Genomic DNA, 19,655 nt, shown 5'->3' on the forward strand with positions numbered 1-19,655 from the left:
TGTTCACGGGACCGACTTGATGCGCCACACCAGGCCCGCGCCGAGCAGGGCCAGCACGGTGGCGGTCAGGAACAGGACCGGGTACCCGCCGAGACCCGACACGATCGGGCCCGCGATGACGGGGGCGATGACCTGAGGGCCCGAGTTGGCGATGTTGATGATCCCGAGGTCCTTGGCGCGGCCTTCAGCGGTGGGCAGGACCTGGGTGACCAGCGCGTTGTCGACCGCGTTGTAGACGCCGAAGCCGACGCCGAGCACGGCCGCGGCGACCATCGCGACCGGCCACAGCGGCCAGAACGCCAGCATCACGGTCGGCACCGTGGAGATGATCCCCGACACCGTGACCAGCAGCTTGCGGCGCCCGACCCGGTCGGAGATCACTCCGCCCACCACGGTGGTGAGCACGACGAACACCGTGTAGATCAGGATCAGGATGAGCAGCCCGTCGCTGGCCTTCTGCCCGGGGAACAGCCGCTCGTACCCGACGGCGTCGGTCAGGAAGTACAGCAGGTAGAGCGTGGCCACGGAGTTGCCCAGCTGCATGAGGAAGCGGGTGATCCAGGCCCAGAAGAAGTCGGGGTGCCGCCGCGGGCTGATCCAGAAGGAACTCAGCCTGAACGGCGGGCGTTCCGCGAGCCGGAGATCGGGGGTGGTCAGCACGAACGGCAGCACGCAGAGCGGGATCACCACCGCGAGCAGCAGGTAGCCGGACCTGGTGGTGGTCGCGACCATGGTCACCAGCACGACCGCGAGGACCACCCCGACCGACTGCGGGACGCCGATCCACCCCGACACCTCGCCCCGCTGGCGGACCGGCACGTGGTCGGGCACCCCCGCGGTGAGGGAGGCCTGCATCGAGTTGAGCGCCGCCTGCGCCAGGCACCAGCCCACCGCGATCCCGACGACCGTGCTCTGGAAGGCCAGGAACGCCAGCGCGGCCCCGCCGGTCAGCGCCCCGGCCAGCGTCCACGGGTGGCGGCGCCCCCACCTGCCGATCGTGCGATCCGACAGCGCGCCCGCGATCGGGTTGCCCAGCATCGCCACCAGCGCGCCGACGCCGGTCACCCAGGCCAGCGCGCCCTCCTTGCCGGTCGGCGCGACGGCGGCGACCTGCTCGGGTAACAGCACCTGCAGCGGCCCGAAGTAGCCGAGGTAGAGCGCCAGGTTCCCGAGCGAGATCGTGGCGATCCACCACGGCCCGACGCGGCGGACCGGTTCCGCGAGTGCGCTACTTGTCATCCGAGCCCGCCTCATGATCGGCTGTTGCGGGGATGCTACGCCTCTCCCCCGCCGTCAGGAAGACCCGTATCGCCGCGCCATCAGTACCTCGGTGACCACGCGCTCCACCCACAGGCCCGACGGGTTGTCCGCGAGCAGCGCCTCCCGCAGGGCCACCATGAAGGCGGGCAGGCGGTCGCCTAGCTTGGCGGGGGAGCTGAAGGAGTACGACAGCTGCAGCCCGATCACCGACTCCACGTCCCTGGTCAGGCTCGTCTCGAAGGTGGCGATGTCCAGGTCGGGGAAGGCGGAGACGGCCAGCAGGTCATGGGGGTGCAGACCGGTCGCCTGGAAGGAGCCTCGCGCCGCGAGCTCCCCCAGGCCGAACCGCTCGCGCAGGCGCTGCGTCACCTCGCCCCATGGCTCCGGCTCGGGGTTGCGGCCCGGACCGATCAGGGCGACCGCGCCGCCGGGCGGGAGCAGGTCGTCCAGCTCCTCGAGCAGGCGGACGCGGTCCATCCAGTGGAAGGAGCGGCCCATCACCACGTGGTCGAACGGCGGCAGCGCCCTGATCCGCGTGGAGTCGCCCAGAAGCCAGCGGACGTTGCCCGGCGAGCGGCTCCTGCCCTCGGCGAGCATCTCCTCGTCGGGGTCGACGGCGATCACCTCGCGCACGTGCGCGGCCAGCGGGATCGCCACCGTGCCCGGGCCGCAGCCCAGGTCGAGCACGGTGCCGTCGAGCGCGCGCCCTAGGTGGTCGATCGCCTCCTCGCCATGATCGGTGCGGTAACGGACGTAGTAGGGGGCCGCGCCGCCGAAAAGATCAGTCATAGGCCATCATCGTCACATGTCGCCATTCGAGATCCGCCCCGCGTCGCCCGCCGATTCCCAGGAGATCGAGGACGTGCGGATCACCACGTGGAAGACGGCCTACCGGGGCGTCATGACCGACTCCTTCCTCGAGGAGTTGTCCGTCTCCCCCGCAATGGTGGACCGCCGCTCCTCGTTGCTCAGCGACGGCAGCACCCGCGGTTTCGTGGCCGTCCGCGACGGCCGGGTGCGCGGCTTCACGCTGTACGGCAAGGCCAGGGACGACGGGCACGACGGCATGGAGGTGTACGCCATCTACGTGCTGCCGGAGGAGTTCTCCACCGGGATGGGCCGGGCCCTGATGGCCGCCTCGCTGGAGGACCTTCATGGCCAGGAGGTCGGGCTGTGGGTTCTGGCCGGCAACCCGCGGGCCAGGCGGTTCTACGAGCGGTGCGGGTTCACGGCGTCGGGGCTGGTGAAGACGGAGTCGGATCCGCCGCTCGAGCAGGTGCACTACCGGCGCGCAGCGAGTACATGAGCGGGATGCGCGGCCTGCCTTCCGGCATCCGGTAGCGGCCGCCGTCGGCCTCCATCGCCCGGAAACGCTGGAAGAGCGTGAAGTCGCGCTCGTGCAGGAACTCGATCCGCAGCCCGGCCGCGCCCACGGCCGAGACCACCTCCCCCAGCCGATGGGTGAACTGCACGCTGACGGTGTGCTCCAGCGGCTCGTCACCGGTGTAGGTGTAGGGGTGGTCGTAGACCTCCGGGCCGCCCGCGAAGTAGTCGTGGGCGACCACGCTTCCCGTCTCGTCGTCCAGCATGTCCTGGAACGGATGGAATTCGGTCAGGTACAGGAACCCGCCCGGGTTCAGCAGGGCGGCGACCGTCTCGGCCCAGCGGGTCAGGTCGGGCAGCCAGACCAGGGCGCCGATGCCCGTGTAGACGATGTCGTAGGTCTCCCCCAACGCCTCGACAGCGTCGTAGACGTCCGCGGCCACGAACCGGGCCTCCAGCTCGCAGTCGGCGGCGATCCGGCGGGCGGCGTCGACGGCCTTGCCTGAGAAGTCCAGCCCGGTGACCCTCGCCCCATGTCTGGCCCAGGCCAGGGTGTCGAGCCCGAAATGGCACTGGAGGTGGACCAGCGACTTCCCGCGCACGTCCCCCACCTCGTCGAGCTCGAAGCTCCGCAGCGGATCCCCGCCCGCCTTGAAGCCCTCGACGTCGTAGTAGTCGCTGGCGACGTGGATCGGCACCCGGCCGTCCCAGTTGGCTCGGTTGACGGTCAGGTAGTCGTTCATCAGGTCAGCCTAGGCGGCGCAGCCGTACGGGCAGGTGTTTGAGGCCGTTCTGGAAGTTGGAGGTGAGCCGGACCGGATCGCCGGTCAGCTCGACGTCCCACGCCAGCAGCTCGCGGAACACGGCGCGCAGCTGGACTCTGGCCAGGTGGGCGCCCAGGCAGAAGTGCGGGCCGAAACCGAAGCTGACGTGGTCGTTCGGGGTGCGCGCGAGATCGAACCTGTCGGGGGCGTCGAACACCTCGGGATCCCGGTTGGCGGAGGCGTGGTAGACGACCACCTTGTCGCCCCGCTCGATCTTCTGGCCGCCCAGGGTGAGGTCCCGCGTCGCCGTACGCCTGAAGTCCATGACGGGCGGCCAGAAGCGCAGCATCTCCTCCACCGCGGAGTCGAGCAACTCGGGGTGGGCCCGCAGCCTGGCGTGCTCGTCCGGGTGCTGGAGCAGCGTCAGCAGGCCGCCGGGGATCCCGTTGCGCAGCGTCTCGTTGCCGGCCACGGCGAACAGGAAGAACATGTTCTCGAACTCGGGCCCGGTCAGCTCGCCCATCGCCTCCATGATCGAACCCTCGCGTGGTGAGAGGGCGTGGGCGTAGGCGAACATGTCGGTCAGCGCCGCCTTCGACCGGGGGTTCACTCCCGGGCCGAGCTCCGGCCGCGCGGCGACGGCCAGGCGACCGGCCGGGCTGAGCCGCTCGGCGTCGGCCGTCGACAGGCCCGCGTAGTCGGCGTCCTGGTAGCCGATCACGCGCGAGGCCCAGTCGTACAGCAACCGCCTGTCCTCGTCAGGCACGCCCATCACGTGAGCCAGCGTCCAGACGGGCAGGTCGGCCACCACCTCGACGAAGTCGCACTCCCCCGCGCCGAACAGCCCGCGGGCCCTGGCCACGATCGTCTCCTCCAGCGCCCTGACGGCGCGCGGGGTGAACGCGGCCGCCACGATCCTGCGCAGCCGGGAATGCCCGGGCGGGTCGGTGTTGAGCATCATCGCCCGGACGAACTCCAGGTCCTGCGCGGTCTCCGGGTCGCGGATCTGCGTGGCGCCCAGGTGGGAGGAGAAGTCCTCGCTGGCGCGCAGCACGTGCTTGACGTCGCGGTGACGGAACACCGCCCAGAAGCCCGTCCCCGCCGGCCACGGGCCGACGGCCGGTTCGGGCACCCGGCACACGGGGCTGTCCCTGCGCAGGGTCGCGAACAGCTCGTACGGCACGGCCTTCGCATACGTGGACGGCAGGAACACCGCCTCCGTGTTCTCCATGGGGTCCAGCGTGCATGATGAGCCGGTGACTCCTGAAGAGATCCTCCGCGACAACTTCGCCCCCTGGGTTCTCGCCCTCGGCCTCCAGGTGGAATCGGTCGGCTCCCGCGAGGCGGTGCTGCGGCTGCCGTGGTCCTCGTCCCTGGCCAGGGAGGGCGGCGGGCTGTCGGGGCAGGCCATGATGGCCGCGGCCGACACGGCCACGGTCATCGCCATCTCCTCGGCGCGCGGCGGCTTCGTCCCGATGACGACCGTGCAGCAGTCGACGACCTTCCAGCGGCCGGTCATCGACACGGACCTGCTCGTCCACGCGCGCATCACCAAGCTCGGGCGCACGCTGGCCTTCTGCGACATCACCCTCACGCCCGCCGACGCCCCCGACCCCGCCGCCCACGCGACGACTGTTTACGCCCTTCTGTCCTAGAGGTGTACGGCAAGGCCGCCGCCACCGGCCGCCCGCCGCACTCCGGCTGAGGGCCCGCGACCGGCGCTCGCGGCGAGTCGGTAGTGGTCGCCCGCCGCCACGGCGCTCCTGATCGTGGCGCCACGGCGCTTCTGACCCTGGCGCCATGACGCTTCTGACCCCTGGCGCCACCGTGTCCTGGCCTGCCGTACACCCCGTGGTCTCAGGGTGCTCTCAGGTCGGATAAGTAGGGTCGGGGCATGAGACGTGTGGCCGCGCTGGTCGCGGTGCTGGCCCTGGTGGGGCTGGGGGCGTGGCTGGTGTGGCCGTCGGGCGGCGACGTCCGGGGGCAGGACCAGACGATCACGGTGGTCGACGGGCCCCGCGACGACCAGCGGGTCGAGCTGGACGCCACGTACTACCCGCCGAAGGGCGGCGGGAAGGCGCCCGCCGTGCTGCTCGCCCACGGCTTCGGCGGGAGCAAGCAGAGCGTGCGCGAGCCTGCCGAGCGCCTGGCCGAGGACGGGTACGCGGTGCTGACCTGGTCGGCGCGCGGCTTCGGCAGGTCGACGGGGCAGATCGCGCTGAACTCCCCCGACTACGAGGTCAAGGACGTCAAACAGCTGATCGACTGGCTGGCCAGGCGCCCCGAGGTCCGCCTGGACAAGGCCGGCGACCCGCGGGTGGGGATCGCGGGCGGCTCGTACGGCGGCGCCATCGCGCTGATGACGGCGGCCGCCGATCCCCGCGTGGACGCCATCGTCCCGCAGATCACCTGGTACGACCTGGCCGACGCGCTGTTCCCCGACGCGTCGGGCCAGGGACCGGCCAACGGCGTGTTCAAACGCATGTGGGCGGGCTTCTTCTTCGGCCGCGGCGGCGGCCTCGGCCAGGCCTCCGCGCAGGACCTGCTGGCGCCGCGCGCCGCCGTCCCGCTCACCCCCGAGCAGGCCAGGTGCGGCCGCTTCCTGCCGGAGATCTGCGACATGTACCAGCAGGTGGCAAAAACGGGCAGGGCCACGCCCGAGGCGGTGGCGCTGCTGCGCGAGTCGAGCCCGAGCTCGCAGGCCGGCCGGATCAAGGCGCCCACCCTGCTCATCCAGGGACAGCGCGACTCGCTGTTCCCGCTGGCCCAGGCCGACGCCAACGCCAGGGCCCTGGCCCCGGGGACCCCGGTGAGCATCGCCTGGTTCGACGGCGGCCACGACGGCGGCACCGGCGAGCCCGACTGGCTCTACGACCAGACCACCGCCTGGTTCGCCCGCTACCTGAAGAACGCCCCGCAGGCGACGACCGCGAAGTTCACGGTCACCAGGGACGGCGGCCGCGACCCCGGCACCCGCCAGCGCATCCTGCTGCACCCGGAGACCGGCGCGTACCCCGGCATCGAGGGCACCGCCACCACCGACGTCACCCTCAGCGGCCCCGAGCAGAACGTGGTGAACCCGCCGGGCGGCGCGCCCGCCGCGATCTCCACCGTGCCCGGCGTCGGCGGCCTGATCGCCGGCGCGACCGCGACGGGCCCGAGCGTGGCGCTGGACATGCCAGGCCAGAGCGCCTCGTTCGAGTCGGCCCCGCTGAAGGCTCCGCTCCAGCTCACCGGCGGCCCCGGCGTCAAGCTCAGGGTGTACGGCACGGGCGAGGTGACCCTGTTCGCCAAGCTCTACGACGTGGCCGACGCGCTGCAGCCGCCCACGCTGCCCGCCGGGCTGGTGGCGCCGTTCAGGGTGACCATCCCGCAGGGCGCCCAGTCGGCCGACGTGACTGTGCGGCTGCCGGTGGTGGACCACACCTTCCCCGCTGGGCATCGGCTGCGGCTCACGGTGGCCACGACGGACATGGGGTACGCCACCCCGGCGGAGCCCGCCTCCTACCGCGTCGGCCTGGCCTCGCCGGCGCTCGCCGTACCGACCGTGGCGGCCATGGAGGCGCCCGCAGCCGGGCCGGCCTGGTGGGTGTGGGCGATGCCGCTGGTGGCGATCGCGGTCGCGGCCGGGATCGTGGTCACCGGGCGGACCAGGAAGTCCGATCCCGCGCCCGCGGGGACGGAGGTGCCGCTGGAGATCGCCGGGCTGACCAAGGCCTACCGCAACGGCGAGAAGGCCGTGGACGACCTGTCGTTCCGGGTCGAGCAGGGCCAGGTCCTGGGCCTGCTGGGGCCGAACGGGGCGGGCAAGACGACCACGATGCGGATGATGATGGGCCTCATCCACCCGGACGCCGGAGAGATCCGGATCTTCGGGCAGAAGGTCACGCCGGGGGCGCCGGTGCTGTCCAGGCTCGGGTCGTTCGTGGAGGGACCCGGGTTCCTGCCGCACCTGTCGGGCCGGGAGAACCTGGAGCTGTACTGGGCCGCGACCGGCCGTCCGCTGGACGAGGCGCACCTGGAGGAGGCGCTGGAGATCGCCGGGCTCGGCAAGGCGCTCGAGCGTGCCGTACGCACCTACTCCCAGGGCATGCGGCAGCGCCTGGCGATCGCGCAGGCCATGCTGGGCCTGCCCGACCTGCTCGTGCTCGACGAGCCCACCAACGGGCTCGACCCACCCCAGATCAGGGAGATGCGCGAGGTGCTCAAGCGGTACGCCCGCGACGGCCGCACCGTGATCGTCTCCAGCCACCTGCTGGCCGAGGTCGAGCAGACCTGCAGCCACGTGGTCGTCATGCACAGGGGCCGGCTGGTCTCGGCGGGCCCGGTGTCCAGGCTGCTGGCCTCGTCGAACGGCCACGGGCCACGCCTCGAGGACGTCTTCCTCGACCTGATCGGGGAGCAGTCATGACGTACGTGGCCAGTCGTACTCTGCCGCTGCGGGTGGAGATCGTCAGGCAGTTCAAGCGGCGCAGGACGCTGGTGATGTTCGGGCTGCTGCTCCTGCTGCCGTGGATCCTGGTGGTGGCCTTCCAGTTCGGGCCGCAGTCCAGCGGGCAGCAGCGCTCGGCGCTGCGGCTGTCGGACCTGGCGACCGCGGGCGGGCTGAACTTCGCGGCGTTCACGCTGTCGGTGTCGGCCACGTTCCTGCTGGTCGTGGCCGTGGCGCTGTTCTGCGGCGACACGGTGGCCAGCGAGGCGAACTGGTCGTCGCTGCGCTACCTGCTGGCCGCGCCGGTGCCGCGCGACCGGCTGCTGCGGCAGAAGCTGATCGTGGCGCTCGGCTACGCGGCCGCGGCCGTGATCAGCGTGCCGCTGATGGCGCTGCTGGCGGGCACGGTCGCCTTCGGCTGGCACGACATCCAGGTGCCCGGCACCGGCGAGCTGATCCCGGCACTCGACGTGCTGCCCAGGTTCGGCATCGTGATCGGCTACGCGCTGGTCAGCCAGTTGGTGGTGGCCGGGCTGGCGTTCCTGATCTCCACGATGACCGACTCGCCGCTGGGCGCGGTGGGCGGCGCGGTGGGGCTGTGGATCGTCAGCAACATCCTGCAGGCGGTGGAGGCGCTGGGGTCGCTGCGGGAGTTCCTGCCGACGTTCTGGAACACGGCCTGGCTGGACGCGCTGGCGCCCGAGCTGGACTGGAGCGGCATGGCCAAGGGCGCCTCGGTGTCGATCACCTACGCGGCCGTCCTGATCGCCATCGCCTTCCGCCGTTTCCGCCGCAAGGACGTGGTCTCCTGAGGGCTCCCCGACCACCTGGGCGGCCCACCGCGGAGTCGTGACGGCGGGCGACCGTCACCGACTCGCCGCAAGCGCCGGGCGCGGGTCCTCAGCCGGAGTACGGCGGGCGGGCGGTGGGGCGGCCTGCCGTACGGGGCAGCCTTGCCTGCCGGACAGACAGGTGTGCTGGTCAGTCCCAGTGGGGCGGGCGGTTGTCGAGGTAGAAGGCGTCGGAGTCGTCCTGGCGCCATTCACCCCAGCCCAGGTCGGTGTCCTCGCTGGTCTGCTCAGGGAGATATTCGCTCACGAAGACATGCTACCGAGGCGAACAATCCTGACTCCGCCGCACTTGTGCCAGCAAGGACAGGCGGTTTGGCGCGGGGTACCATGCGAAGGCAGGTGTCGCCTATCCCCCGTGAGGCTGCCCATGGCCACCCCGACAGGCTGGCGGCGAGAAGGCAATCTACCGGCGGAGCTCACCAGCTTCGTCGGCCGGACCCGGCTACTCGCCAACCTGAAGCGCCATCTGAACGAGTCACGTCTGGTGACGGTCACAGGCATCGGGGGTGTCGGCAAGTCGCGCACCGTCCTGCGCCTGGCTCACCAGGTCCGCTCGCAGTACGAGGACGGCGTGTGGTTCGCCGACCTGGCCCGGCTGCAGGACGCGGGCATGGTCAAGCACACCATCGCCTCCGCGCTCGGCATCGCCGACCAGTCCTCGCGCACGGAGTCCGAGTCGCTGTCGGAGTGGGTGGGCGAGCGGCAGATGCTGCTCATCATCGACACCTGCGAGCATCTCGTGCAGGGCTGCGCCGAGCTGGTCGAGGAACTGCTGGAGAGCAACCCCAACCTGAAGGTGCTCGCCACCAGCCGCCAGTCGCTGCACCTGCCCTACGAGCACGTCGTGCCGGTGCCGCCGCTGCTGGTGCCGGGCGACGACCCGTCGGAGAACCTGTTCACCAACGAGTCGGTGCAGCTGTTCGCGGCACGCGCCGGGGCCGTGATGCCGGACTTCGTGCTGGACGAGGAGAACATCGTCTCGGTGGCCGAGCTGTGCCGCCGTCTGGACGGCATCCCGCTGGCGATCGAGCTGGCCGCGGTCCGGCTGCGGGCGCTGTCGGTGGAGCAGATCCTCGGGCTGCTGGCCGACCGGTTCAGCCTGCTGGCCGGCGCCAGCCGTACGGCGCTGCCCAGGCACCAGACGCTGCGCGCGGCCATCGGCTGGAGTCACGAGCTGTGCGAGCCCGCCGAGCGGCTGCTGTGGGCACGGCTGTCGGTGTTCGCCGGCGACTTCGAGCTGGACGCGGCGCGCTTCGTCTGCGCCGACGACCGGCTGCCGCAGGAGGACATCACCGACCTGGTCACCGGGCTGGTGGAGAAGTCGATCCTGCTGATCAGGAGCAACCACGCCGGCGTGCGCTACAAGCTGATCGACACGCTGGCCGAGTACGGCGAGGAGTGGCTGGACAAGCTCGGCGAGACCGAGCGGATGCGCCACCGCCACCTGGACTACTACCTGAGCCTGGCCCAGCGTGGCGAGGACGCCTGGTCGGGGCCGCGGCAGATCTACTGGTTCGTGCGCATGCGCCAGGAGCACGACAACGTGCGCGTCGCGCTGGAGCACGCGCTGCGCACGCCGGGCAAGACCGTGCTCGCGCTGAAGCTGCTGTCGTCGCTGTGGTTCATGTGGATCTGCTGCGGCTTCACCCGTGAGGGCCGCCTGTACCTGGAGCGGGCGCTGCAGGCCAACCCGGGCGTGAGCAAGGAGCGGTGCAAGGCGCTGTGGGTGCTGTCGTACGTACGCAGCGCCCAGGGCGACAGCGCGGGCGCGCTGTCCGCCTCCGAGCAGTGCAGCACCGAGGCCGTCAGGGTCGGCGACTCCAAGGCGGTGATCCTGGCCTCGAAGATGCAGGGCACGGCCGCCCTCCTGCAGGGCGACCTGCAGAAGGCCAGCGCGCTGCTCGGCGTGGCGATCGAGTTCAACACCGACAATAAGGAGCTCAACCCCGGCCTGCTGCCCGCCATCGTGGAGCTTTCGCTCGTGCTGAACTCCCAGGGTGAGATGTACGAGGCCGAGTCTCTGCTCGCCGACTGTCTCCAGGTGTGCAAGGAGCGCGGCGAGCTGTGGGTAGCCTCCTACGCGAACTGGGCACTGTCCATCGTCTGCCTGGCCACGGGCAGGCCGGCCGACGCGCTCCGCAGCGCTCAGGAGGCCCTGCGGATCAAACGGCACTTCCACGACACCCTCGGCACCCTGCTGGTACTCGAGACGACCGCCCGGATCCACACCGCCCAGGACCAGATGCCCCTGGCGGCCAGGCTGCTCGGCGCGCTGCACCAGAACTGGAAGAGCGCGGGCCTGCCCATGCTCGGCGCGCCGTTCTTGACGACCGACCACGATCAGGTGGTCAAGGAGTGCAAGAAGTCGCTGGGTGAGCAGGCCTACGAGGAGTACTTCGCGGAGGGCGCCCGCCTCGACCTCGACGAGGCTTCCGCGAGCGCACTCGGTGAGCTGGACGCCATCGAATGATCAAACGGCCTCCGGCCATCGGGTGTCACGCGGCCAGGCGTGCATGTAGCGCGCGCTCCCCAGTGAGAAGGCGATGTGGCCGCGTACCCAATGCTCGAGCCCGCGAACGTACCTGCACACCGGCAGCGGGGCCCACTGGTCGACGGCCTCACGCCGCTCCAGGAAAGCCGTGATCGCGTCTTCGTGCATGCGCGAGACCTCTTCCAGCGCTTGCTGCAGGCTGTAGGAGCGGTGCGTGGCGAGAACGGTGACCAGGTTGTGCCGCGCCTTGTCGTTGGAGCGTTCCTTGGCGTAGGAGAGCATGTCGTTGTCCCACCCGATCAGATCGCACGCCAGGTCGGACAGTAACCGCACGTCCGGGTGGTGCAACTCCTCGGCCTCGAGACAGTATCCCCCACCGACGTCGATGAGCGCGAAGCAGGTGTAGGTGGCGCCCGTGATGCGGCGCATGGCGATGTAGTCCTCGGGCGTGGGGATCCGGTCCACCTCGCGGTTGGCAGCCTCCCAGATCTGGGCGAACAGGTACTCCTTGACCGTGGTCCGCCACCGGTCGACCTGGGCGGAGCTGGCGACCTCCGAGATGCGTCCGAGAATCTCGTGGAGGGTGATCTCGAAGGCGTTGGACGGATCGGGGCGACCGCGGCCGTCGATGATCTCCAGCAGCGGCGGCAGGGCCTGGGCGACGGCGGAGGCGCGATGCCCCATCAACTCGCTCTCGCAGAACGCGTCGTCGAAGGCGAACAGCCAGTTGTACCAGTCGTTGATCAGCCGCAGGCTGTCGCGCGGCACGAGCGGGTTGGTGCGAGCGGCCAGATAGCCGATCTTCGAGCGCTGGAAATGCTCGATGGCGTCACTTCCGGAGAGCATGTGCGATGCGGCGAGCCAGGCATGGCTCTCGGCGTCGACCTCTGCGGCATGGGTGTTGATCTCGCTGGGGAACGGGCAGGGCAGCGAGGGGATGCGGATGGGTGTGGGTGTGGCTTGCGCAGCTTTTCTAGCCATGCCCTGATGATCGCAACGTTACAGAAACATAGCTATATAGCGCTAATAGCCTCTTTTCTCCCTTCCCCGGCTATACAAACCAGTCCTCAGTCCTGAACATGCGTGCCGCGTCGATCGCGAACGGTGTGCCTTCACATGGATCGGCACCCGCCTCCAGCAGCGCGTTCACCACATCGCGCTCCTTGTTGAACACTGCACCCCTGGCGGCCTCTGGCCCCCTGAAGTCAGCCCGGCCCGGTCGGCGCCGGGGCCGAGGTGGCGAGCCGCCGGTATCAGCAAACTGTCACCTTTGCCGTCGGCGAGGTCCTGGGCCTCGAGCGGTTCCGTGTCACCCGCCCTGGCCAGGTCGGACATCCGGGTCCCCGGCCATGCGTCCCATTCCTCATCGATAAAGTGCGCTGCACGGAATCGTTCCGGCTCGCCGTAGGTTCAGGAGAGAGTACCTAAGGGAAAGGCTGTCCAACCGTGTTCGACCCGACGGACCTCTATAAGCTCGCCGACGACGTGCCGTCGCTCGCCGAGCCGGTGCTGCTTTACCACTTCGACGGTTTCGTCGACGCGGGCGGCGCCGGGCGGCTCGCGCTCGGCCACCTGCTCGCCGAGCTGGAGCACCGGGTTGTCGCGACCTTTGACGTGGACCGGCTCCTCGACTATCGCTCCCGGCGGCCGATCATGACCTTCGACACCGACCGGTGGGTCGAGATCGAGAGTCCGGAACTAGCGGTCCACGCGACCCAGGACGCGACCGGCACCCCGTTCCTGATCATGACTGGGCCGGAGCCCGACCGTGAGTGGGAGGTGTTCACTCAGGCCGTGGGCGCGATGGTCGACTATTTCGGGGTGAGCAAGCTGGTCACCGTGCACGGCATCCCGATGGCGGTGCCGCACACGCGGCCGCTCGGCCTCACCATGCACGCCAGCCGCCCTGAGCTGATCAACGCCCAGACCAGCTCCTTCGGCCGGGTCCAGGTGCCGGGCAGCGCGGCCGCGCTGCTCGAGTTCCGTCTGGGCGCCCAGGGCCACGACGCGCTCGGCTACGCGGTCCACGTGCCGCACTACCTGTCGCAGGCCGAGTACCCGACCGCCGCGGTCACGGCCCTGGAGGCGGTCACGCGCGGGACGGGGCTGGTCTTCCCGATGGACACGCTGCGCGACGCCGCCGAGCGGACGCTGACGGAGATCGAGGAGCAGATCCAGGCCTCCTCCGAGCTGTCGACCGCGATCAGCGGGCTGGAGCAGCAGTACGACGCGTTCGCGGCGGGCTCCGACCGCGAGAACCTGATGGCCGAGCCCATCCCCATGCCCACGGGCGACGAGCTCGCCGCCCAGTTCGAGGCCTTCCTCGCCGACAGGGAGGAAGACCTCTAGAGCCGGGGTCCGAGGAAGCAGCCGCCGGAGGCGTCGATGACCTGGCCGGTCACCCAGCGCCCGGCCTCGGAGGCCAGGAAGCCGACCACGTCGGCGATGTCGGCGGGCTGCCCGGCCCTGGGGATGGCGTTGCCGCTGCCGACCATCTGCTGGACCTGCGGGTTGTCCTGCATCCACGGGTTCATGTCCGTGACGGTCGGGCCGGGCGAAACGGCGTTGACCGTGATGCCGCGCGGGCCGACCACGTTGGCCAGGCTCAGCGCCAGCACCTCCGCGGGCGCCTTGCTCATCGAGTAGCCGAGCTCGGGCATCGCGATGCGGGTGGCGCCCGTGGAGATGTTGACGATGCGGCCGCCGTCGTTGAGCAGGGGCAGCGCCCGCTGGGTGATGAACAGCGGCGCCTTGGCGTTGACGGCGATCAGCCGGTCGAACACCTCGGGCGTGATCTCGTCGATCGACGAGGGCGCGTTGATCGCCGCGTTGTTCACCAGGACGTCCAGCCGTACCTGTCCCGTGCGCTGGCGCAGCCCGGCCTCGAGCCCGGCGAACAGCGTGTCGACGTCGCCGGGTGCGCCGAGCAGCGCGCGGACGGGGAAGGCCTGCCCGCCCTGCTTCTCGATCAGCGTGATCGTCTCGTGGGCGGCCGCCTCGTTCTCGCCGTAGTGCACGGCCACCAGCGCGCCGTCGGCCGCCAGCCGCTGCGCGATGGCCCGGCCGATTCCCCGCGAAGCACCCGTCACCAGAGCGGTCCTGATCATGTCCTTCTCCATTCGTCGTGGTTGACGGAACAGAGATTCCCCGGTGCCGCTGACCGCCCGCTGACAACCTGCTGACTACGCTGGGCCGATGGACGACATCAGGGTGGGACTGGTCGGGTACGGCGTGGCCGGGGCGTACTTCCACGCCCCGCTGATCCACGCGACCCCGGGCCTGCGCCTGGCCGCCGTGGTGACGCGGAACCCGGAGCGGGCCGCCGAGGTGACGGCCAGGTACGGCGCGACCCCGGTCGGCGACGTCGAGGCGCTGGCGGGCGCCTGCGACCTGGTCGTGGTGGCCTCGCCGAACAGGACGCACGTCACGACCGCGAACTGGGCGCTGAGCCAGGGCCTGCCCGTGGTCGTGGACAAGCCGCTGGCCAGGACCGCCGAGGAGGCACGCCTGCTGGTGCGGACGGCGCGCGAGCGGGGCCTGATGCTGACCGTGTTCCAGAACCGGCGCTGGGACGGAGACTTCCTGACGCTCGCCAAGCTGGTCGAGGCGGGCACTCTGGGCGAGGTCTACCGCATGGAGTCCCGCTTCGACAGATGGCGGCCGCGGCCGAAGGGCGGCTGGCGGGAGACGGGCGGGACGGAGGAGATGGCGGGCCTGCTGTACGACCTCGGCAGCCACCTGGTCGACCAGGCGCTGCGGCTGTTCGGCCCGGCCGTACGCGTCTACGCCGAGACCGACGTGCGCAGGCAGGGCGTGAAGGCCGACGACGACACGTTCGTCGCGCTGACGCACGCCGACGGGGTCCGGTCACACCTGTGGGCGAGCGCGCTGGCCGCCCAGCTCGGGCCGCGCTTCCGCGTCCTGGGGTCGCAGGGCGCCTACGTCAAGTACGGCCTGGACGTCCAGGAGGCCCGCCTGCGGGCGGGCCTGTCGCCGCTCCAGCCGGAATTCGGCGCGGAGCCCGAGGACTACTGGGGCCTGGCGGGCACCGACGACGTCAAGCAGCGCATCCCGACGGAGGAGGGGCGCTACCTGGACTTCTACCGCGGCGTCGAGGCGGCCGTGCGGCACGGCGGGCCGCCGCCGGTCGACCCGGAGGAGGTGATCCGCGGCCTGACGGTGCTGGAGGCGGCGCACCTGTCGGCCACGCAGGGCATCGAGGTGCACCTGTCCTAGTCGCGCAGCCTGGCCCGCATCGCGGCGCTGTCCTCGGCGGTCCAGCCGTAGGACTCCAGCCAGGCCATCGGCCCGCCGAAGCGCTCCTCGAGCACGTTGAAGAACTGCAGGATGTAGCGTGGCCGCGGCATGTGGTCGTCGGCGGGTCGCGAGTCCAGGTCGTCGCGGTAGGTGGTGCTGCCGCGCAGCCGGGCCAGCACCCGCTCGAGCCGCTCGCCGGTGGCCGTGTAGTCCTCGACGATCGCCTCCCTGGTGGCGCCCGCCACCTCGAGCGCGAGCGCCGACAGCACGCCGGTGCGGTCCTTGCCCGCCGCGCAGTGCACGACGGCCGCGCCGTCGTTGAGCGCCATGGCACGCAGCGCCGCCACGACCGCGTCGGGCCGGTCGCGCAGGTAGCCGAAGTAGAACCCGGTCACCCGCAGGTCGTCGTCGAGATCACGTTCCTGCCAGGGCAGGACCTTGTCCGCGTCGATGCCGTCGGCCTCGACGTCGGTGTGGGTGCCGCCCTCGGCGAACAGGCTCAGGTGGTGGTGGGTCACCTCGGGCACCCGGGTCAGCGGGCCCGGCCCCTCCAGCGACACCTCGGCGTTGGAGCGCAGGTCCACCACGTGCCTGAGCTTGAGCTCACCGACCAGCAGCGACACGTCGCCGGAGGTGAGCCCCTGAAGATTGTCCGCCCGGAAAATCCGGCCGAAACGGGTGGCGCCGCCATCCGTCGTGGGAAGTCCTCCCAGGTCACGGGCGTTGACGGCGCCTTCGAGCGCGATCCATCTCGTCTTCTCGTTCATTGATTCGACCCTATATGTCCGCCAAAGCTGAGCGGATTCGAGGTTCATAACGCAGCATGAACGTATGGGTCCACGCCTTCTGCCTCCCGCGCTGGTGATCGATCCATCACTGCCGTCCGACGTCGTCTTCGAGCTGCGGGCCGCTCCGCACCTGCTCAGGATGGCCAGGACAGGCAGAAGGATCGAGCGCACCTACAGCCCCACCCTGCCCTTGGCGGTGCTCGGCTTCATGGTCGTGCTGTGGTTCGCCACCGGCGGGCCGGGCCCCATGGTCATCTCGATCGTGGTGGCGCTGTTCATGGCGGGCAGGTGGGCCTCCGTCGACGCGGCCAACCGGTCGGCCAGGCGGCGGCTGAAGCTGGCCTACGACTACGCGGCCCACTACGTGCTGCCCGAGGATCTGGACCACCCCTGCCAGATGCTGCTGCGCCGGGCGCAGGACGCGGTGGAGATCATCCTGTCCTCGCAGGTGAACAGGGCGGGTTTCATCGACACGATCAACAACCAGGTGACGCTGCCCGAGGAGGTGTGGCAGATCGCCCAGCGCCTGACGAACCTGTCGCGGATGCACGCCGAGCACTCCCGGCTCGTCCCGCGCAACGTCCCGTCGGGGATGGAGGAGGCGTTCAGGCCGTACACCTCCGCGCTGGACGCCGCCTGGACGTCGCTGTCGAAGCGGGTGCGCCAGCTCGAGCGCTACGCCAAGCAGGTGCAGCGGGCCGACCGGGTCTTCCACGCCCACCAGCGGCTGGACGCGCTGGTCGCGCGGACGCCCGAATACCAGGCGCTGGTCGCCGACACGCTCCGCGACGACCTGGCGCGGGCGCACATCAAGGAGCTGGCCGAGCAGGCGGCCGGCGCCCGCAGGCTGTTCGAGGAGAGCATCGCGCGGGCCAGGGAGACGGCCGGCGAGCTGCTCAGGAACCCGCTCTCCTGAGCAGCTCCAGGGTGCGCCGCATGCCCGCCTCGTTGCCCAGGCTGCGGTAGATCTCCCTGGCCTGCTCGAGCGGCTCCACGGCGGCCCCGGAGCCGCCGGTGTCCAGGTGCGCCTCGCCCAGGTAGCGCAGGCTCAGCGCCATCCACCAGCGGTCGTCCAGCTCCTCGAAGGCCTGTACGGCACGCCGCAGCTCCCGCTCCGACTCCTCGATCCGGCCGAGCCTGGCCAGCGCCCGCCCGGTCGACAGCGCGGTGCGGGCCACGCCCCACGAGTCGCCCAGGGCCGCCAGGATCTCCTCGGCCCGCCGTACCATCTCCAGCTCGCGCAGGCCGTTGGACGGATCGCCGACCTCGCCGGCGGCGCGCAGGCAGCGTGCCTCCTCCCACAGCTCGCCACGCTGCCTGAACATCTCGGCGGCGCGGTTGAGGTTGTGGCCCGCCTTGGCGAAGCCGGCCATGGCCTCCCGGTGGTCGCCCTCGCGGCTCTGCCCGCGCGCCTGGGCGGCGATCACCTCGCCGTAGGCGCGCAGCGTCTGCGCCTCGGAGTAGCGGTTGCCGTCGCGCTTGAACACCTCCAGGGCGTCCTCGAGCAGCTCGCGCGCCTCCTCCGGGCGGCGCTCGGCCAGGCGCATCTCGGCCAGGTTGCGCTGCGTGCGGGCCAGCCACCACAGGTCGTCCTCGCCCTTGAACGCGGTGATCGCGCCGATGAGGAACTCCTGCGCCCTGTCCAGGTGCCCGTCGCTGAACAGGCTCATGCCGACCGTGCGCATCGCCCTGGCCGCCCACCACGACTCGCCCAGCCCGGTGAACAGCTCCAGCGCCCGCTCGGCGTCAGCGCGGGCCGCCGCGCGCCTGCCCAGCCCGCCCTGTACGGCGGCGCGGTCCATCAGCGAGATGCCCAGGGCACGGCGGTCGCCGGAGCGCTCGGCGGCCTGGCAGCCCAGCTCGGCGACCGCCGCCCAGTCACTCCAGTAGGCGCGCAGCGAGTGGCACAGCGAGCAGAACGCCCTGGCCAGGCCCCAGGTCAGGTCCCACAGCTGGAGCTGGCTGGCCAGGGAGACCATCGCGATCAGCGACAGGCGTTCGGCGTTGAGCCAGTCGCCCGCGTGCACCTGGCCGGCGCCGGTCGAGCGGTGGCCGCCCCTGCTCCAGTCCTGCGGCCAGCGTTCCTGGGCGGCTTCCTCGGCGCGGCGGCGGTAGCCGTACAGGACCCGCTCGATCGCGGCGCGGCGGCGGGGCTCGTCCTCCTGGGTCAGCTCGGCGGCGAAGACGCGGACCAGGTCGTGCAGGCGGTAGCGGATCGTGCCGGTCTGGTCGGTGCCGGACGACTCGGCAAGCTGGGCGTCGATGAGCGCCTCGAGCTGGTCGCCGCCGTCCAGGACGGAGATGTCGAGCAGCTCGCCCGCCACCCAGCCGGGCACGTCGGGCGAGGTGAGCGAGGACAGCAGGCGCAGCAGGCGGCGCTGCATGCCGGTGCAGTCGTCGTAGCTGAGCTGCACCGAGGCGCGCACACTCTTGTCCAGGGTGGGGCCGAGCTCCAGCTGGTCCAGCCGGCGACGCTCGTCGCTGAGGCGGCCGGCCATCTCGCGCAGTGTCCACTGCTCGCGGGTGGCCAGTCGGCCGCCGCAGATGCTGATCGCCAGGGGCAGGTTGTCGCACAGCGCCACGATCTGCTTGGCCGAGGCCAGGTCGTCCACGACGCGCTCGCCGCCCGCCAGCCTGGCCAGCAGCTCCACGCCCTGCGCCTCGCTGAACTGGCCGAGCTGCTTGTCGAAGGTGGCGCCCAGGAACAGCGGCTGGCGCGAGGAGACGAGCACGGCGCAGCCGGGTTCGGCGGGGATGAGCGGTTTGACCTGCTGGGCGGTGTGGGCGTTGTCCAGGCCGATGAGGATCCTGCGGCCCTTGGTCCAGGTCAGCCAGAGCTTGCGTAACTCGTCCAGCCCGCCGGGATCGGTGGTCAGGCGGACGCCGAGCGCCCGCAGGAAGCCGATCAGCACCTCCTCAGGCCGCACCTCGGCGTCGACGCCGCCGCGCAGGTTGGCGTACAGGCGGCCGTCGGGGAACCACTGCGCGGCCTCCTGGGCGAAGCGGGCCAGCAGCGCCGACTTGCCGATGCCGCCCCTGCCGTACACCGAGACGACCAGCGACGGGCCGAGGTCCTTGGCCTTCCTGCGGGCGGTGAACACCTGGCGCAGCTCGGCGAGGTCGTCGACGCGGCCGGTGAAGTGCTCGGGCGCGGGCGGCCACTGGTCGGGCGGGCGCCACTGCGCCTCGCCCGCGGTGATGGCCGGCTGGTCCTGCTTGCCGGTGGTGGCCCAGGTCGTCAGGCCCACCAGCAGCGCGGCCCCGGCGGTCAGCCCGACCTTGGCCAGCGGCGGCACGTCCCAGTCGACCAGCGCGGCCAGCACGCTCGCGGCGGCCGCGGCGATCCCCGCGGCGACGGGCGCGGCCAGCGGGATCCCCCTCCGCCGGCGCTTCGGTTCCTCCGGCGGTGACAGCGGGCCTGTCAATGAACACCCCCTCTGGGGTGATTCAACGCGATGGGGTACGGCTCGCGCCAGCCGTACCCCATCA

Annotated in this window: 17 protein-coding genes; 8 read left to right on the forward strand and 9 right to left on the reverse strand. The window is 71.1% G+C overall.

Going from position 1 to position 19,655, the window contains the following annotated elements:
- Window positions 1–3 precede the first annotated feature (3 nt).
- Together KIK09_RS17675 and KIK09_RS17680 are read right to left on the reverse strand one after the other, a co-directional pair.
- Window positions 4–1,239 (reverse strand): MFS transporter, encoded by a 1,236-nt coding sequence (locus KIK09_RS17675; protein WP_250573224.1) that lies wholly within the window; start codon window positions 1,237–1,239, stop codon window positions 4–6.
- A gap of 54 nt (window positions 1,240–1,293) precedes the next feature.
- Window positions 1,294–2,049: a class I SAM-dependent methyltransferase gene (locus KIK09_RS17680; protein WP_214320296.1), complete on the reverse strand. Its 756-nt coding sequence runs from the start codon at window positions 2,047–2,049 to the stop codon at window positions 1,294–1,296.
- Between the two features lie 16 nt (window positions 2,050–2,065).
- Here KIK09_RS17680 and KIK09_RS17685 point away from each other — a divergent pair, with 16 nt between their 5' ends.
- Complete coding sequence (locus tag KIK09_RS17685) at window positions 2,066–2,566, forward strand: GNAT family N-acetyltransferase (protein ID WP_214320297.1); 501 nt, start codon at window positions 2,066–2,068, stop codon at window positions 2,564–2,566.
- Here KIK09_RS17685 and KIK09_RS17690 read toward each other — a convergent pair.
- Complete coding sequence (locus KIK09_RS17690) at window positions 2,487–3,326, reverse strand: class I SAM-dependent methyltransferase (protein ID WP_214320298.1); 840 nt, start codon at window positions 3,324–3,326, stop codon at window positions 2,487–2,489. The genes KIK09_RS17685 and KIK09_RS17690 overlap by 80 nt on opposite strands.
- Before the next feature lie 4 nt (window positions 3,327–3,330).
- Window positions 3,331–4,578, reverse strand: coding sequence for a cytochrome P450 (locus tag KIK09_RS17695; RefSeq protein ID WP_214320299.1), 1,248 nt, complete (start codon window positions 4,576–4,578; stop codon window positions 3,331–3,333).
- Window positions 4,579–4,603: 25 nt separating this feature from the next.
- Here KIK09_RS17695 and KIK09_RS60045 point away from each other — a divergent pair, with 25 nt between their 5' ends.
- The 4 genes from KIK09_RS60045 (at window position 4,604) to KIK09_RS17715 (ending at window position 11,100) form a co-directional block, all read left to right on the forward strand.
- Window positions 4,604–5,002, forward strand: coding sequence for a PaaI family thioesterase (locus tag KIK09_RS60045; RefSeq protein ID WP_214320300.1), 399 nt, complete (start codon window positions 4,604–4,606; stop codon window positions 5,000–5,002).
- A 239-nt stretch (window positions 5,003–5,241) separates the two neighbouring features.
- On the forward strand, window positions 5,242–7,758 hold the full coding sequence (locus KIK09_RS17705) for a CocE/NonD family hydrolase (protein ID WP_214320301.1): 2,517 nt from the start codon (window positions 5,242–5,244) through the stop codon (window positions 7,756–7,758).
- On the forward strand, window positions 7,755–8,591 hold the full coding sequence (locus KIK09_RS17710) for an ABC transporter permease (RefSeq protein ID WP_214320302.1): 837 nt from the start codon (window positions 7,755–7,757) through the stop codon (window positions 8,589–8,591). The genes KIK09_RS17705 and KIK09_RS17710 overlap by 4 nt, the downstream gene beginning before the upstream one ends.
- A 394-nt stretch (window positions 8,592–8,985) precedes the next feature.
- Window positions 8,986–11,100, forward strand: coding sequence for an ATP-binding protein (locus KIK09_RS17715; RefSeq protein ID WP_308164161.1), 2,115 nt, complete (start codon window positions 8,986–8,988; stop codon window positions 11,098–11,100).
- On the opposite strand, the gene KIK09_RS17720 is transcribed toward KIK09_RS17715, so the two are convergent.
- Both KIK09_RS17720 and KIK09_RS59215 read right to left on the reverse strand, forming a co-directional pair.
- On the reverse strand, window positions 11,101–12,102 hold the full coding sequence (locus KIK09_RS17720; RefSeq protein WP_214320303.1) for a terpene synthase family protein: 1,002 nt from the start codon (window positions 12,100–12,102) through the stop codon (window positions 11,101–11,103).
- Between the two features lie 70 nt (window positions 12,103–12,172).
- Window positions 12,173–12,295, reverse strand: coding sequence for a hypothetical protein (locus tag KIK09_RS59215; RefSeq protein ID WP_275956155.1), 123 nt, complete (start codon window positions 12,293–12,295; stop codon window positions 12,173–12,175).
- A 272-nt stretch (window positions 12,296–12,567) separates the two neighbouring features.
- Between KIK09_RS59215 and KIK09_RS17725 the strand changes: the two genes are divergently transcribed.
- Window positions 12,568–13,470 carry a proteasome assembly chaperone family protein gene (locus KIK09_RS17725; RefSeq protein WP_214320304.1) on the forward strand — a complete coding sequence of 301 codons (903 nt, stop codon included), beginning with the start codon at window positions 12,568–12,570 and terminating at the stop codon, window positions 13,468–13,470.
- Here the strand turns inward: KIK09_RS17725 and KIK09_RS17730 are convergent.
- A complete protein-coding gene (locus KIK09_RS17730) occupies window positions 13,467–14,228 on the reverse strand; it encodes an SDR family oxidoreductase (RefSeq protein WP_250573225.1) in 762 nt (253 codons plus the stop codon). The genes KIK09_RS17725 and KIK09_RS17730 overlap by 4 nt on opposite strands.
- 88 nt (window positions 14,229–14,316) lie before the next feature.
- Here KIK09_RS17730 and KIK09_RS17735 point away from each other — a divergent pair, with 88 nt between their 5' ends.
- The gene (locus KIK09_RS17735) at window positions 14,317–15,357 is read left to right on the forward strand and encodes a Gfo/Idh/MocA family protein (RefSeq protein ID WP_214320306.1); all 1,041 of its coding nucleotides are present in this window, start codon (window positions 14,317–14,319) and stop codon (window positions 15,355–15,357) included.
- On the opposite strand, the gene KIK09_RS17740 is transcribed toward KIK09_RS17735, so the two are convergent.
- The gene (locus KIK09_RS17740) at window positions 15,354–16,145 is read right to left on the reverse strand and encodes a tyrosine-protein phosphatase (protein ID WP_214320307.1); all 792 of its coding nucleotides are present in this window, start codon (window positions 16,143–16,145) and stop codon (window positions 15,354–15,356) included. The two genes, KIK09_RS17735 and KIK09_RS17740, sit on opposite strands and share 4 nt — an antisense overlap.
- A 64-nt stretch (window positions 16,146–16,209) precedes the next feature.
- Between KIK09_RS17740 and KIK09_RS17745 the strand changes: the two genes are divergently transcribed.
- Complete coding sequence (locus KIK09_RS17745) at window positions 16,210–17,082, forward strand: hypothetical protein (RefSeq protein ID WP_214320308.1); 873 nt, start codon at window positions 16,210–16,212, stop codon at window positions 17,080–17,082.
- Here the strand turns inward: KIK09_RS17745 and KIK09_RS17750 are convergent.
- Entirely contained in the window at window positions 17,063–19,591 is a 2,529-nt protein-coding gene (locus KIK09_RS17750; RefSeq protein ID WP_214320309.1) for a tetratricopeptide repeat protein, read from the reverse strand. The two genes, KIK09_RS17745 and KIK09_RS17750, sit on opposite strands and share 20 nt — an antisense overlap.
- Between the last annotated feature and the right edge of the window lie 64 nt (window positions 19,592–19,655).

Source organism: Nonomuraea sediminis (genome assembly GCF_018531495.1).
Taxonomy (GTDB): Bacteria; Actinomycetota; Actinomycetes; order Streptosporangiales; family Streptosporangiaceae; genus Nonomuraea; species Nonomuraea sediminis.